The sequence below is a fragment of the Microcoleus sp. ARI1-B5 genome, from assembly GCF_036705795.1.
Classification (GTDB): Bacteria; Cyanobacteriota; Cyanobacteriia; order Cyanobacteriales; family Microcoleaceae; genus Microcoleus.
On the sequence record NZ_JAUBVK010000003.1, the window covers coordinates 275,929 to 290,015 of the forward strand.

Annotated in this window: 12 protein-coding genes; 9 read left to right on the plus strand and 3 right to left on the minus strand. The window is 46.8% G+C overall.

Translation table 11 applies throughout. From position 1 onward, the window contains the following. Positions 1-325 precede the first annotated feature (325 nt). From QUB63_RS06470 to QUB63_RS06490, 5 genes are all read left to right on the plus strand, one after another. The gene (locus tag QUB63_RS06470) at positions 326-1,444 is read left to right on the plus strand and encodes a Gfo/Idh/MocA family protein (protein ID WP_332943974.1); all 1,119 of its coding nucleotides are present in this window, start codon (positions 326-328) and stop codon (positions 1,442-1,444) included. Positions 1,445-1,552: 108 nt separating this feature from the next. Beyond that, positions 1,553-3,391: a CHAT domain-containing protein gene (locus QUB63_RS06475; RefSeq protein ID WP_332943975.1), complete on the plus strand. Its 1,839-nt coding sequence runs from the start codon at positions 1,553-1,555 to the stop codon at positions 3,389-3,391. A gap of 161 nt (positions 3,392-3,552) precedes the next feature. Continuing rightward, the gene (locus QUB63_RS06480) at positions 3,553-4,134 is read left to right on the plus strand and encodes a hypothetical protein (protein ID WP_332943976.1); all 582 of its coding nucleotides are present in this window, start codon (positions 3,553-3,555) and stop codon (positions 4,132-4,134) included. A gap of 304 nt (positions 4,135-4,438) precedes the next feature. Then, entirely contained in the window at positions 4,439-4,720 is a 282-nt protein-coding gene (locus tag QUB63_RS06485; protein ID WP_332943977.1) for a hypothetical protein, read from the plus strand. Between the two features lie 57 nt (positions 4,721-4,777). Beyond that, positions 4,778-7,279 (plus strand): glycosyltransferase family 2 protein, encoded by a 2,502-nt coding sequence (locus tag QUB63_RS06490; protein WP_332943978.1) that lies wholly within the window; start codon positions 4,778-4,780, stop codon positions 7,277-7,279. Positions 7,280-7,440: 161 nt separating this feature from the next. Here QUB63_RS06490 and QUB63_RS06495 read toward each other — a convergent pair whose 3' ends face one another. Then, the gene (locus QUB63_RS06495; RefSeq protein ID WP_332943979.1) at positions 7,441-8,874 is read right to left on the minus strand and encodes an ABC transporter substrate-binding protein; all 1,434 of its coding nucleotides are present in this window, start codon (positions 8,872-8,874) and stop codon (positions 7,441-7,443) included. A 768-nt stretch (positions 8,875-9,642) separates the two neighbouring features. Here QUB63_RS06495 and QUB63_RS06500 point away from each other — a divergent pair. The 4 genes from QUB63_RS06500 (at position 9,643) to QUB63_RS06515 (ending at position 12,651) form a co-directional block, all read left to right on the plus strand. Continuing rightward, positions 9,643-10,557, plus strand: coding sequence for a COX15/CtaA family protein (locus QUB63_RS06500; RefSeq protein WP_332943980.1), 915 nt, complete (start codon positions 9,643-9,645; stop codon positions 10,555-10,557). Positions 10,558-10,958: 401 nt separating this feature from the next. Beyond that, the gene (locus QUB63_RS06505; protein ID WP_332943981.1) at positions 10,959-11,936 is read left to right on the plus strand and encodes a heme o synthase; all 978 of its coding nucleotides are present in this window, start codon (positions 10,959-10,961) and stop codon (positions 11,934-11,936) included. Between the two features lie 218 nt (positions 11,937-12,154). Next, positions 12,155-12,394, plus strand: a complete 240-nt coding sequence (locus tag QUB63_RS06510; protein WP_332943982.1) for a hypothetical protein — start codon at positions 12,155-12,157, stop codon at positions 12,392-12,394. Then, complete coding sequence (locus QUB63_RS06515) at positions 12,391-12,651, plus strand: type II toxin-antitoxin system RelE family toxin (protein ID WP_332943983.1); 261 nt, start codon at positions 12,391-12,393, stop codon at positions 12,649-12,651. The genes QUB63_RS06510 and QUB63_RS06515 overlap by 4 nt, the downstream gene beginning before the upstream one ends. A gap of 23 nt (positions 12,652-12,674) precedes the next feature. On the opposite strand, the gene QUB63_RS06520 is transcribed toward QUB63_RS06515, so the two are convergent. Together QUB63_RS06520 and QUB63_RS06525 are read right to left on the minus strand one after the other, a co-directional pair. Next, on the minus strand, positions 12,675-12,977 hold the full coding sequence (locus QUB63_RS06520) for a DUF433 domain-containing protein (RefSeq protein WP_332943984.1): 303 nt from the start codon (positions 12,975-12,977) through the stop codon (positions 12,675-12,677). Between the two features lie 126 nt (positions 12,978-13,103). Continuing rightward, entirely contained in the window at positions 13,104-13,943 is an 840-nt protein-coding gene (locus QUB63_RS06525; RefSeq protein ID WP_332943985.1) for an ATP-grasp domain-containing protein, read from the minus strand. Positions 13,944-14,087 lie beyond the last annotated feature (144 nt).

Sequence of the window (14,087 nt, forward strand, 5' to 3'; positions counted from 1 at the left end):
TGACTTTGAAACTCCTAGGAAGTACAATTAAATAATGGGAGTGGTGAAAAAAATAAATTTTAAGTCACCACTCCCATTATCTAAAATATACCCCAACAGTCTCGAAAAATCAATAGGTAATAGTTCCTTTTTAGGGCGATTTTTTTAACAAGATTAGAAAAAACTTAGAAAAAAATTGGTTTCATCAACAATACCTTCATGAGATTAACTCTGCACCAGCTTTTGTATAAGTCTTTGCTCTAAGATCCTCAAAGATTCTCCCAGATAGAAGATGGGAGAATTCCCAATTCCCAATTCCCAATTCCCAATTCCCAATGATTAAATTATGTCAAAAATTGGCGTTGCAGTAGTCGGTACAGGTTTCGGTCAAAAAGTACACCTTCCCGGATTCCAGGCACACCACCGAACAGAGGTTGTGGCTGTTTACCACCGGAATTTAGAGAAAGCTCATGCGATCGCCAGCGCCCACAACATCCCCTACGCTTGCAACTCGATCGCAGATATAGTAGCGATCCCAGAAGTAGCGGGCGTCAGCATTTCCACGCCGCCATTTTTGCATTTTGAAATGGCAAAAACCGTCTTGGAAGCAGGGAAACATTTATTATTAGAAAAACCCACAGCCCTGACAGCCAACGAAGCCAGGGAACTTTACCGATTAACAAACAGCGAATTTAAAACCGCAGCCATTGCCACAATGGACTTTGAGTTTCGCTTCATCCCCGCATGGCAAATGCTAGCAGAATTATTAGCAGCAGGATATGTCGGAGAAAACCGTTTAATTAAGATTGATTGGTTGGTGTCGGGCCGCGCCCCTTCGACTCGCCCTTGGAATTGGTACGCGCAAAAAGAGCGGGGCGGCGGAGTTTTGGGCGCGACAGGTTCTCACGTTTTTGATTATATTAGCTGGCTGTTCGGCCCTGTGCAGAGGCTGTCTGGGCAATTGATTACAGGAATTTCGGCGCGTCCCGATCCCCATGATTCGGGAAAGTTAAAACCCGTTGATGCCGATGATTCTTGCACGTTGATGCTGGAATTGGCCGGGGGAACGCCTTGTCAAGTTTGCTTGAGTTCTGTTACCTATCAAGGGCGGGGACATTGGGTCGAAATTTACGGGAGTAAGGGTACGTTAGTTTTGGGAAGCGACAACCAGCAGGATTACGTACACGGATTTCGCTTGTGGGGCTCCCAAGGTGGAGAACCTTTAGCTGAAATTAAGATTCCTCAGAGATTGGAGTTTCCTCAAGTTTATCCAGACGGGAGAATTGCACCGTTTATTCGAGTAGTAGATAGGTGGGTGGAAGCAATTGATGCGGGGAAATCTTTGATACCGTCGCTGAAAGAAGGGGTTTACTCGCAGTTGTTGATGGATTTGACTACTGAGTCAAATGCTACGGGAACTTGGGTTGATGTACCGAATTTAGATAAATTTTTGGGTGTCAGGTAAAGTTAAAAACTTACAAGGCAATCTCGCCCACTCGATCGCACCCCAAACCCGATAAACTACTAATAGAGAAACTCGATCAATCCCTATATCCAGACTCGGTAGTTGTGAATGGCGCGCCCTGAAAGTCCTTGCCTCAGTATAGCGATCGCTCGCCTGAGAACCGCTGGGGCAAACCATTTTGCCACTTGGGTTCTACAAGCTCCCTATCCCAGCGGGTACGTTCACCACGACTGTATGTGGCCACATACCCTATCCCAATCCTGGAAAGCTTGGCAAGAAATGTTTTCCCCGTCGGGGACAATTCACGAATTGCCCCTAAATCCTGATGGCAGTTTCGTCTCGCCCCAAAACAATCAGAATATCCTGGCAGAACCTGAAAAACGCACCCCTGGGTCGCTACAAATACCTCCAGTGATGCCCTCTGTGCCTCTCCACCTCGGTCAAGGGTGGTCAGTCCAGAGGGGGGAGCAGAACCCGCCGCCACCACCTGCTAGCTACAGCAGCCGCCTGATGCAGCATTTGGGGATCGATCTTTGGCAGTGGCTGTTTGAAGGGCCGATTCAGGGCAGTCTCCAGGAAAGTAAAGGTATCGCGATCGGGCAAAACCTACCCCTGCGAGTGCGCATAGACTTGCGCGAACCGTATTTGATTGCCTTGCCTTGGGAAATTATGCAGCCTCAAGCGGGTCAACCGGCAATTTCTCTGTCGCAGCAACTGCTTTTCAGCCGCACTACCAGCAATGTTGAGCCTTTGCCGCCCCTGCGTCCTGCGGAGTCGCTAAACATTTTGCTAGTTTTGGGACAAGCAGAACCGGGCGGGAGTGCTAATTCTCGCTCTTTTAGCGGCAAGAACCATCATTTGCAGTTGGAATCAGAAGCACTCGCCCTAGCTGGGGTTCTCGAAAGTGCTTTTCAAACCGATGACAGCGGTAAATATTTTGACATCAGCGTTCCGACTAACGTTGATACTCTGATCGAACCGACTCCGGCCCAACTAATTTCTCGGCTGGAAACGCAAGCTTACAATATTCTGTTTTACGCCGGCCACGGGATACCGGGCCCCGACGGCGGCTTGCTGTTTTTGGGGCCGGATACCACGATTAACGGTACTGAACTGGCTCAGGTTTTAGTTCGGTGCCGCGTGACTCTGGCGGTGTTTAATGCCTGCTGGGGAGCTCAGCCGGCGGTGGAGAGGCTGCATTCAACTAACGGCCAGCAACAGGCGATCGCCCGCAGCAGTTTGGCGGAGGTGCTGATCCATCACGGGGTGCCGGCGGTGTTGGGGATGCGGGACTCGATCGCCGATCGCGAGGCCCTGAGTTTTATCCAAACTTTTGCTCAAGCTTTGGCCGGGCGGATGTCGGTCGATCGGGCCGTCGCCGTCGCCAGACAGCAGCTACTGACACTGTACAAGTTCAATCAACCGGCTTGGACTCTGCCCGTACTGTATATGCACCCGGAGTTTGACGGTCAACTGACTGAACCGGTAGATGACCTGAAAACTGAATTGCCTTTAAATTCTTCTACTTGGCTGGGACGTTTGCCGTCTTGTGCTTACTTGCGGGGGCGCGCTCGACCAAATGTCAAATCCACCGAATCGAGCAATCAAGTTTGGCCGATTCGCGCCGGTATGGTTCGAGTCGGACGCTGGGAAGAAAACGACGTAGTGATTCGAGAACAGTGGGTTTCTCAAAAACACGCCGAGATTTTCTGCCGCAACAGCATCAGAGATAGCCGGGAAGAACCTAGCTATTTCTTGCGCGATTTTTCTCGCTACGGCACTCTAGTTTTGGGGCCTGAGGGATGGGTGAGAGTCCACCACCAAGAACTGCTGTTGCGCAGCGGCACTCAGCTAAAATTTGGCAGTTCTCAGGGTCAGATTTTTGAGTTCACTATTGAGGTTCCAAAAAGTTCGGGCTACAGTGAGACTGATTGCGGAACGAATTAAGGTGCGGGTGTAGAAGAAAGAAGGCGATCGGCGATCGGGACACCAAAGTTCTTTCTCGTTGAGTCTCAAGTCTCAAGTTAAAACAGTTACTTACCACTGGCAACTCGCACTTGGCAGAGTCCACCTTCTGTATTTTCCTTTTCCCACTTAGGTATTACATCATGACTACCCAATCTCCTGATTCTCAATATTTTCGCGACTCGCTTCCTCAGGCCCAGATGGAACTTCTCGCTACAATCGTTCAGGCTGATGTTGCCTATCCCTGGAATCCTGCACAGCTTGAATCAGAATCTTATTTGACGGATCTAGAGGAGGAATTTGCACTGTCTGATTCCTTCAGCGACAGCGATATTGCCCAGAAGTCGCAAGTTTTATTCGCACAACTAGAACAAGTTTGGCTGGCGGCTGCTCTGCAAAAGTCTTTGCGCGAAAAATTTGCTCGCGTTCCTCAAGATTTTCTGGCTTCCATCGCTCAAAGCGTCCAAAACGCAACAGTTAAGTATCAATCTTTAGCTGACCAAATGGTTGAGTGCGTGTTAGATATTTTGCCGACTTGGGCCGAGGAAGATTTGCAGGTATTGGCGCGTCCTTTGGCTTATGCAATGCGAGAGGCTGATTCGTCCGGGGTGGAAGTGCTAATGGAGACTAGAAGACCTTGGGCCCAATTGTCGGAAATAGAACAGGCGAGAGTTGGTTTGGCTGTCGCCCGCTATGCAATCTCGCAATTAGAAATTTCTGATTAGTTTTTTCACGGCTGGTTTTTGTGCTGCGATCGCGGTAATCTTTTAAAATTAATATAAAATTAATCTACCTTTAGTTAGATGTGTAATTCGTCTAATTGTTAATTCCTAGGGATTGCTAGAGTTTGATATAGCAATCCTATTTGATTTGTAGACATGATATTTTTTTGTGAAAATAACTGCAAACAGTCGAAGAACGCTGGCAGCAAGCAGGAAAGAAAGCAGGAAACACCATCATAAATGGGGCAAAAAACTTGGTTTATAGGTCGCCACGTTTGTAGTGTGGACTGCGAGTCTGCAGAATTTTATGAGGACTCGCATTCCGATGCTGCGAACCAGGTTTGTAGTGTGGAATGCGAGTCCACAGAATTTTATGAGGACTCGCAGTCCGATGCTGCGAACCAATTTTATTGCGGTTGTTGGACGATCGATCGCACGCAATCTCAAGGAGCTGTTGCTATACTTGGCCAGAATTGGACTTGCCCAGCAGTTTGCCACCAGCGAGCAAGTGAACTATCATAAAATTGTCAGAATGTTAAAAAATGTAAATATAGTCAGTGGAATGTGTGGGAATTTTCAACGGGATTAAAAAGCGGACAGCAGAAAAGCCGGACTGTTGCAGGTACGATCGGGAATTTCAGATTTTATGACAAATTCAAGATTTGACCTTCAAGACTTGAAACGCCGTTTTTGGGGGATTTCGCGCGTGCCGGCGGCAACGCTAGTCGTGTTGGGGGCGGTTGCAGTAGCAGGTGCGATCGCCTCCGGCTGGTTTAGCGGTGAAGGCACAGTCAGCGGCATTTTTGCCACAATCGACACTTGGCAGCAAAACCCGCCTGTGTGGCTGCAAGTGCCTGCTGCGAGCAAGATGTATTTGTTAGTGCCGACTTTCGCCCTGGTATCGGCTGCTTTAGCGGCAATGAAAATTTCGCCTCAGCCACAAAAATGGTCGCGGGCTGTGGTAGTCGCCATAGTTTTAGCTTTAACCATTCGCTACGTTTTGTGGCGATCGCTCGTTACCCTAAATTTAAGCGATCCCCTCAACGGTATATTTAGTCTGGGGCTGTTTTTCCTAGAAATGTTAATGGTGTTCACCAGCAGCATTCAACTGTATTTAATGCTGAGAGTGAAAGACAGGCGTGGAGAAGCCGATCGCATGGCAGTTGCAGTAGCAGAGGGAAACTTTGCCCCTTCTGTAGACATTCTTATCCCAACTTACAACGAACCTATTTTTATTTTACGGCGCACTATCATCGGCTGTCAAGCTTTAGATTATCCCAACAAAAAAGTATATTTGCTCGACGATACAAAGCGCCCTGAAATCAAATTGCTAGCAAAAGAACTGGGATGCAAGTATATAACCAGACCCGATAACAGTCACGCCAAAGCTGGAAACATCAATCACGCCACAGCCCTAACCAATGGGGAACTAATTGTAGTTTTCGATGCGGATTTCATTCCCACTAAAAACTTTTTAACCAGAACAGTTGGCTTTTTTCAAAATCCAGAAATCGCCCTCGTTCAAACACCGCAAAGCTTTTACAACCACGACCCGATCGCGAGAAATTTGGGGTTAGAAAATATTCTCACTTCGGAAGAAGAAGTATTTTACAGGCAAATTGAAAATATCAAAGATGGCGCAGACAGCGTAATTTGTGCTGGCACGTCTTTTGTGATGAGGCGCAGCGCCCTACAAAGAGCGGGAGGCTTTGTCACAAATTCAATCTGCGAAGATTATTTTACCGGAATTCGGCTCTCAGCAACCGGGTATCGCTTAGTTTATTTAGATGAAAAATTGAGTGCTGGTTTGGCGGCAGAAAATATAGAAGCTCATCTAACTCAAAGGCTGCGCTGGGCGCGAGGCACGCTTCAGGCATTTTTCATTGATTCCAATCCTTTAACGATTCGCGGCCTCAGATTGGTACAAAGGCTGTCTCACCTGGAAGGATTGCTGCACTGGTTTACCAGTTTAACCAGAGTTTTGTTTCTGTTGATGCCTTTAGCTTATTCGTTTCTCGGCGTGCTTCCTTTGCGGACAAATCCGCGGGAATTGCTCTACTTTTTCCTGCCTTACTATTTGGTGCAAGTTACTGTGTTTTCTTGGCTGAACCGCAAATCGCGATCGGCTTTGCTTTCCGATGTTTACTCGTTCGTCCAGTGTATTCCTTTAGCGGTGACGGTGGTGAGTGCCATGCTCAATCCCTTTCAGAAAGGGTTTAAGGTGACGCCAAAAGGAATTGCGAGCGATCGCTTTAGTTTTAACTGGAATTTGGGATGGCCTTTGATTGTCTTGTTCGCAGCTACAGCATTGAGTTTATGCCACAATTTAAACATTCATTTAGTGAAAAATGTTGGCAGCTTGCAGGCAATATCCGAAAGTGCAGATTTGTTAAAAGGCATGAGTTTGGGCTGGATTTGGAGCGTTTACAACCTGCTGATGCTGGGAATTGCGCTGCTGATTTTGGTGGATATTCCTAAGCCGGATATTTACGAATGGTTCAATTTGCGCAGGGTAGTGCAGTTGAATGTGGGCGGTGAAAGTTTTTGGGGAATAACGACTGTAATTTCGGAAAGTGGCGCTGAAGTTGCTCTGACACAGCGGCCGAGTTTTGCGGTGAAAGGTAAAGGCAGCAAACAGAGTTTTACCGCAGCAGAGATGTTGTCAAAATATGCCGTTGAGACAAGTTTATCGCAGGGTAAAATAAGAGCGATCGCTCGCAGTGCGGCAGTCAAAGCGAGGAACTCGTTAGCGCCACCTGTTCAGGAGTTGAACACCGAAACCGGTTTTGCCAACCGTTTGATTGATTGCGACTCGGCGACTCTGGAAATTATGGAAGAAAAATGTTTGATTCCTGTGGCTAAGATTGAGTTGGTGAGCGATAAATCTCAGTTGCAGTCTAGTTTTCGGGATGCGGCCGGGTGCAGTGTGGGGGAATTTCCCACGGTGCGAATTGCCTTCGATCGCCTGAACATTAGTCAACACCGCTGTTTGATTGAAATGCTGTACTGTCGCCCGGGCCAGTGGAAACGCCAGGAAACACCCGGAGAATGGCGATCGCTGTGGCTGTTGTTGAGAATTGCTTTGAAACCGAGGGCGGTTTTTGAGAGAAACAGGCAAGTTAGACCGATCGCAGTTTCGCAAGTTTAGCTCGAATTCCCTACATAAAACAAGATTGCATTAATTCGCTCTCAAGACTTGCAATTATCTGCGTCGATCTGCCTGACATCTGCGGTTGACAGATCGCTCAAAGATTTATGAAATCTTGTTTAATTTAAATACACAACAGCTTATAACGATTACCATACAATTTACAAACCGGATATCGGCACAAATTCGTAACCGTAACTGGTGCGATTTCCCGGTTTAACAGTTACTAATTGAACTGCTCGATTGCGATCGCCCGAAGGCAAAAATCGAATCGGGCCCGATGCTCCTGTTGCCGAAAAATCCGACGCCGATAAAGCTTGTTGAATGCCTGCACGAGTTGGATTGCGCCCTAAACCGACAATTAGCGCGATCGCCGCGTCGTAAGCTAAAGCTGTGCGCCAACTGACTTCAGCGTCCCAAAGCTGTTTGGATGTTTGGGGAAAGTTTGACTGCGGATCTGCGAGAATGTGCCAAGGAACAGCCAACACCATATCTGTGGCTCCTGCGCCACCAATTTGCAGTGTTTTAGCACTATAAGCACCGTCTCCTGCTAGTAACGGCAGCCGTTTGGCGTTTAATTCCACTACTTGCAAAGCTTGGTCTAGCGTGGCTGAATCGGATGCTAACATAATTACTTCTGCTCCTTGGGCGAGCGCGCTTTTAACGCTCTCGGCTGCATTAAAATTGCCCTTAGCAAAGTCAAATTCCGATACTATTTGTCCGCCATCTCCGTAAACAGCAGTAGTAAATTCATCTTTTAAAGATTTGCTGTAACTGCTGGCCGAATTGAAAAATACAGCCGCTTTTTGCTTGGGCAATTTTGTCAGCATATAGCGGGAAAGAGCATTCGCCGCAAACCGATCGCTCGGAACAGTCCTAAATATATTGCTGCCAACTCCTGAAAGCTGTACAGACGTACTTGTCGGAGAAATTGCTACTAATTGACTTTGCTGGTAAATCTTGCTGGCTGCTAGCGTTGTGTCAGAACCAAAATGCCCGATTACTCCTAAAATTTCTGAGTTATTTGCGATCGCGCTGGCAATTTGCGAGGCCATCTCTGGGTTGTTGTCGTCGTTAGCAATTAGCACTTTTAATGGAGTACCGCTAATGCCGCCGCTTTGGTTGATTTCATTTTGAGCTTGAGCGACTCCCCGCAGGATTTCTTGAGCGGCATTGATATCGGCGCCAATGGGAACCGCTGCGGCAATTGTGTAGGATTTGCGATCGCCGATGCGGGCGTTGTTGAGGTAAATTAGTGCTTCGGGATCGTTGCGATTGGTTTTCAGCGAAGCTTGTAAATCGGTAATAGCTGCGTTGTAGTTGCCGGATGCGATCGCCTGTACTGCTGATTCTTTGGTTGTTGTTGCTTTGTCTGGAATTAACAGTTTTTTTCCGGCACTCAGGCGCTGCTGAATTTGCTGCTCAGACTGCGAGTAATTCCCTGTCGGGGACTTGGAAAACGTCTGATTTTGGGGTGATGAACCTCCGAGATTGATGCCGCCGCGGCTTGTCAGCCACCAAATACCTGTACCGGCTAGCCCGATCGTAATTAGGAGCGATAATACCAGAACAGCGGTTTCGTTTTTTTGGGACATGGCTGCACAATTTTAGATTTTAGGTTTTAGATTCAGCAATAAGTCAAGCGTGAAGTCGTCAAGCGTGAAGTCGTCAAGCGTGAAGAAGGCTCGCTTCGGCTACGCTCGGAGGGGAAAAAGAAGGATTCGGGAAGGCAGAGGGAAGAGGCAAGAGTGGGAAAAACGAATCTAATTATATTTTGACATTTTTTTAATAATCTTAGATAGTCATAGAGGCACGGGTACCGAGCAACGGGGTTTGATGGACGAAAATACACTGGTTGGAGCCAGCCGACATAGTAAAAAATCAAGGCGATCGGGCCTTGTCCGTGCGATCGCCAACGGTTAGGATTATTTAACCGGAATCGATCGAAAAATACCAAAAACCAGGCTGAGGGTTTTCTGCTGTATCCACTGTGACTTTCAAAAAGTGTGAGGAGCTAAACACTTTTGAACGCTGAATATCACAATTCTTTATTAACAAGGTATTTCTTAATTATATCTTTATTTTTAACACAAAGTCCACAGTGGGGGAGTTGTAAACCATCAAGGATTGGGGTGAAAGATTAAAGTTTTTTGAAGTTTAGCAAAAATCCTGAAATCTTTTGTAATATAAATAGGAAAGTTGAAAAATATCTAAAGACAAAGTAATTAGATAAAAGAGTCGCTAAGGTAGTAAGTATGACAGATTGTCTGAGAAAAAGAGTGTTAAGCTCGGCTAAGCTCAGCCCAAGCGAAACCGCAATATTTAATTAAGCTCGATCGATAACAAAGGCTAAGGTAAAGTTCATGGCAAACTCAGTTTTAAATGGGCCAAACGCAGCAGCAGGAGTGCAGTGGCAGCCAAAAGATATTATCCGCGGCCTAGTGTGGAAAATTGCGATCGCAACCTGGCTGTTAATGGCTGTAGGCAGCGCCACGCGCGTGATGAATGCGGGGCTCGCTTGCCCCGACTGGCCGCTGTGCTACGGTCAATTAATACCCGCAGCGCAAATGAATTTGCAGGTATTTCTGGAGTGGTTTCACCGTTTGGACGCAGCGGCAATTGGCTTGAGCGCGATCGCCCTTTTGGGACTTTCTGTGTTCTACCGCAGCCGCCTGCCTTCATGGCTGCCCCTCGCCAGCGCCGGCGCAGTATTTTTAATAGTTTTTCAAGGCATATTGGGCGGCCTCACCGTGACGCAACTGCTGCGATTTGACATCGTTACGGCTCACTTGGGAACGGCTTTACTGTTTTTTTGTGCCCTGCTAGCGATCGGTTTTATGCTGACTCCCTACGAAGCTACGGGCAATACAGGCAAATTAGCATGGGTAAGTTCGATCGCAGCATTGTTAGTTTACCTGCAAAGTTTGCTAGGAGCATTAGTAGGCTCGAGATGGGCACTGCACCAATGTTTGAGCTCCTCAGAATTGTGCTCGGTAATGAACAGCCACATCGCCGGTATCGTACCAGCTACAGCAGCGACTTTAGCCGTAGCAGTTATGGCTTGGCGGCAGCCTGCACTGAGTCCAAATTTGCGAAAACTGGCTAATTGGGCGAGTGTTTGCCTCATTGCTCAATTAGTTCTGGGATTAGCAACTTTCCGGCTGCACCTTCAGGTAGAACCGCTGACAGTCGCCCACCAAGCAGTCGGTGCTGCTTTGCTGGGAACCCTGATAGCTTTTAGTGTTTTAGCTTGGCGCGATCGAGTTTTATCAGCTTGAGAGTCAGATCCTGTCCGGTAGCATCGTTATTATATAGTGCAAGGTCTTGTAGGGGCGGGTTCACCATTATTCTCGATCTAAAAGCCAAAAATTTCATCAACCCGCCCCGCCCGTACAAGCACGAATCAACAGCATCGTTGTTATTATAATGCAAGGTCTTGTAGGGGCGGGTTCACCATTATTCTCGATAAAAGCCAACAGTTTCATAAACCCGCCCCGCCCATACAAGCACGAATCAACCGGACATGATAGAAAACGCAGATTTATCCCTCGGTGGGGGCGGGTTTATTAATCCTTTTACCTACAGTCAATATCTCTCGTAAAACCCGCCCCTACAGCCCAATGAAAAATGACAATTGACCGAGGACAATTGACAACTAACAACTAACAATTAATCACCAATGCAAGAAGTTCTTACAAACAATAGCCCCCGCCTCCACGAAAACTTTTCGCAAGTCGTGAAAAGTTACTACCAACTAACAAAACCGAGAATTATTCTGCTGCTGCTAATCACCACATCAGCAGGAATGTGGATGGCGGCCAAAGGAGAAGTAGACCCGCTATTGCTGGTATCAACTATCGCGGGAGGCGCTTTAGCTTCCGCTGCTGCGAATACAATCAATTGCGTCTACGACAGCGATATCGATTATATTATGGAGCGCACCCGGTGGCGGCCGATTCCTTCCGGGCGTGTCAAGAAGCGGGATGCTTTGATATTTGCGATCGCCCTAGCTACAATATCCTTTACATTGCTGACAGTTGTTGCCAACTTATTAGCCGCATTGCTAGCAATGTCAGGCATCGTTTTCTATGTCCTAATTTACACCCACTGGCTGAAGCGTCACAGCGTGCAAAACATCGTCATCGGCGGTGCAGCAGGCGCGATTCCCCCGCTAGTTGGGTGGGCTGCGGTGACGGGAGATTTGAGTTGGGGTGCGTGGCTGCTGTTTGGAATTATATTCCTGTGGACACCGCCGCATTTTTGGGCATTAGCAATGATGATTCGCGACGAATACAAGGAAGTAGGGGTCCCGATGTTGCCGGTAATTGAGGGCGACGAAGCCACAGCCCGCCAAATTTGGATTTACACGCTATTGATGATTCCTGCAACTTTGCTGCTAGTTTATCCCCTGCATTTAGCGGGCGCGTTGTATGCGGGAACAGCTATTTTCCTGGGTGCTATTTTTGCCCAAAAAGCTTGGTTGCTGTTGCAGACTCCCGAGGATAAGATTGTTGCGCGATCGCTCTTCAAATACTCTATTCTGTACCTGATGCTATTGTGCGCCGGAATAGTGGTTGACAGTTTACCTGCGACTCATAATTTTACTACTGCTCTTGTACAAAATGTGCAAACTTTGATTAGTGCAGTTGTGATGTAGTAATCAGTTAAATTGCCATTATTAAAATAAAGCCCGCACCTTGCGGGTTTTGTTTATGGTAAAATAGCAGTAGTCATTCTCCCATCTGCGTTAATCTGCGTTAATTTGCTTTAATCTGCGGTTAAAGAAAGAGTAAATGGACAGGAAAGAAATTATTAAACTAAATGCTGACTATGGTAGCCACCCGCGTGTAAAATTAAAACTGGAGGAAAGTTCTGATGGCTGAGAATACTGTGAAAGTAGACATCTCATTTCAATCACTGCTGGAAGCTATTTCGTTACTGGGAATTGCTGAAAGATACAAGATATGGGAATTTTTGGAAGCTGAATTATTCCCGAATGAGGACGATTCTCCAGAAGACATTGCCGAAATTGAAGCTGCCCGTGCTGATTACAAAGCTGGAGATTACACAACTTTCGATCGATATATGGCACAACGGGCAAATAAATCGACATGACTTACACTATCCTTATCCCTAAAGCTGTACAAAAGCAGCTAGATGCCCTGCCCAATGATGTCTACGATCGTATCGCTGTCAAGATTTTGCAACTTGCCGAAAACCCGCGCCCAGATGGGGTGGTCAAGCTCAAAGGTGCTGGCAATGAGTACCGTATTCGGATCGGTGATTATCGCGTTCGTTATGAAATCGGCGATGAAGAACTAATCATTCTCCTATTACAATGCAAACATCGGAAAGATGTTTACAAAGCATGATTTTTCTTCACCTATTATCTCACTCATGCTTCTTTACCAAAGTTGCTGTGCAAAGCTACAAGACGCTTGGCTTCTGCTGCTTGATTAATCAAATCAGTTTCAATTTCTGCGGTGTTGGCATGATAGTAAGTTAATGCAGTGTAGACTTCGGCGAGGGTGAGATGAGAAATGCGATCGCAAATATCTTCAGCAGTCCATCCTCGCTTGTACCAGGTTACGATCCGGCGAACGGTAACGCCTTTACCGACGATGTGAGGACATCCACCATGCAGTCCGGGAGTGCGTGTAATGAGCGTACCAATGTCAATAGATACTGCTGCGGTCATAAACTATCGAAGTTTGAATGGACTGATCTCTATTACAGCATAGCGATCGAGGAATTATATCGCGGTGTGAGTTTCGATCGATTGAGGAACGGGTAATTTTGACGTTCGATCGCAAGGTGCAAAATATTATATCCCTTGCTGCTTCTGGATCCACCGCTTCCTGGCCGCCTCTGATGCTTCTCTCACAACTAAGCTCAAATCACACTGATACAAGGCTGAACACGATAGAAAATTAATCTCTAGAACGTAAGCCAAATTACCAGAACAACAGAGATCTAGAACCCAAATTGGGTCAGGCTGCCATTGTTGTTGCGCCACCGCTTCGGCTACTTGTCGCACAATCTCAGGCATTCCGGATTGATAGTAAGGTTTCTCAATCTGCCGATATTGAGAAGCACACAAGATTTGCCCTTGGGCAATAATCACTCGCCATTCTGCTTCAATAGACTTTTCCGGTGCAACCACCACCAAAATGTTCGGGTCTTCGAGGTAATGGCGTTTCATAAAACTGTCTAAGTCCGTCACTTCTCTAGGAGAATACAGACTACCTGCAAAAGGTTTAAGTGGACTGTTGGGACGGATAAACAAACGTTTGCTCTCCTCTAAATTGAAAAGTAATTTAGGCTTTTCAAGCACAGAGGAAGACAACTCTGATAGTGGCAAAATATAACCCCCTGCATTCAACAGCCAAGGTTTAAGATGAGGATAATAAGCTGTGCAATGATAATGTTCAATAGTCCCGATAATTCCTGGTGTCCAAGACAAATCCCAACTGAGAATCTGTTCAGCTATATAGAGTGACCCATAGAAGATGACACACTCTGTTTGGGGAAAGAAGCGTTGATAGTCTGTTATGCCTCTGGTATAGTCAACAATCTTAACATTGTGTCCTTGCTTGCGAATCTCCGTTGCAAGTGGAGCCATAGAGCAGCCAAATACACCATCTTCTAGAATCCAGCTAACCATCTAGTTACCCTCCCCCAAGTCATATGGCAGATGAATTTATTGTTGTAGCGCAAATTTCGACTAAAAACCAGGAGCGATCGCCCACACCAGTCTTGTTATCATTAAAATCAATGACTGTAGATTGCAAACCAGGACGCGGGCAGT

Bases quoted from the DNA above. Each gene is read 5' to 3' on its own strand.
- QUB63_RS06480 (WP_332943976.1), top strand. From the start codon at position 3,553: ATGACTACCCAATCTCCTGATTCTCAATATTTTCGCGACTCGCTTCCT.
- QUB63_RS06505 (WP_332943981.1), top strand. From the start codon at position 10,959: ATGCAAGAAGTTCTTACAAACAATAGCCCCCGCCTCCACGAAAACTTT.
- QUB63_RS06495 (WP_332943979.1), bottom strand. From the start codon at position 8,874: ATGTCCCAAAAAAACGAAACCGCTGTTCTGGTATTATCGCTCCTAATT.
- QUB63_RS06490 (WP_332943978.1), top strand. From the start codon at position 4,778: ATGACAAATTCAAGATTTGACCTTCAAGACTTGAAACGCCGTTTTTGG.
- QUB63_RS06500 (WP_332943980.1), top strand. From the start codon at position 9,643: ATGGCAAACTCAGTTTTAAATGGGCCAAACGCAGCAGCAGGAGTGCAG.
- QUB63_RS06485 (WP_332943977.1), top strand. From the start codon at position 4,439: ATGAGGACTCGCATTCCGATGCTGCGAACCAGGTTTGTAGTGTGGAAT.
- QUB63_RS06525 (WP_332943985.1), bottom strand. From the start codon at position 13,943: ATGGTTAGCTGGATTCTAGAAGATGGTGTATTTGGCTGCTCTATGGCT.
- QUB63_RS06520 (WP_332943984.1), bottom strand. From the start codon at position 12,977: ATGACCGCAGCAGTATCTATTGACATTGGTACGCTCATTACACGCACT.
- QUB63_RS06470 (WP_332943974.1), top strand. From the start codon at position 326: ATGTCAAAAATTGGCGTTGCAGTAGTCGGTACAGGTTTCGGTCAAAAA.
- QUB63_RS06515 (WP_332943983.1), top strand. From the start codon at position 12,391: ATGACTTACACTATCCTTATCCCTAAAGCTGTACAAAAGCAGCTAGAT.
- QUB63_RS06475 (WP_332943975.1), top strand. From the start codon at position 1,553: ATGGCGCGCCCTGAAAGTCCTTGCCTCAGTATAGCGATCGCTCGCCTG.
- QUB63_RS06510 (WP_332943982.1), top strand. From the start codon at position 12,155: ATGGCTGAGAATACTGTGAAAGTAGACATCTCATTTCAATCACTGCTG.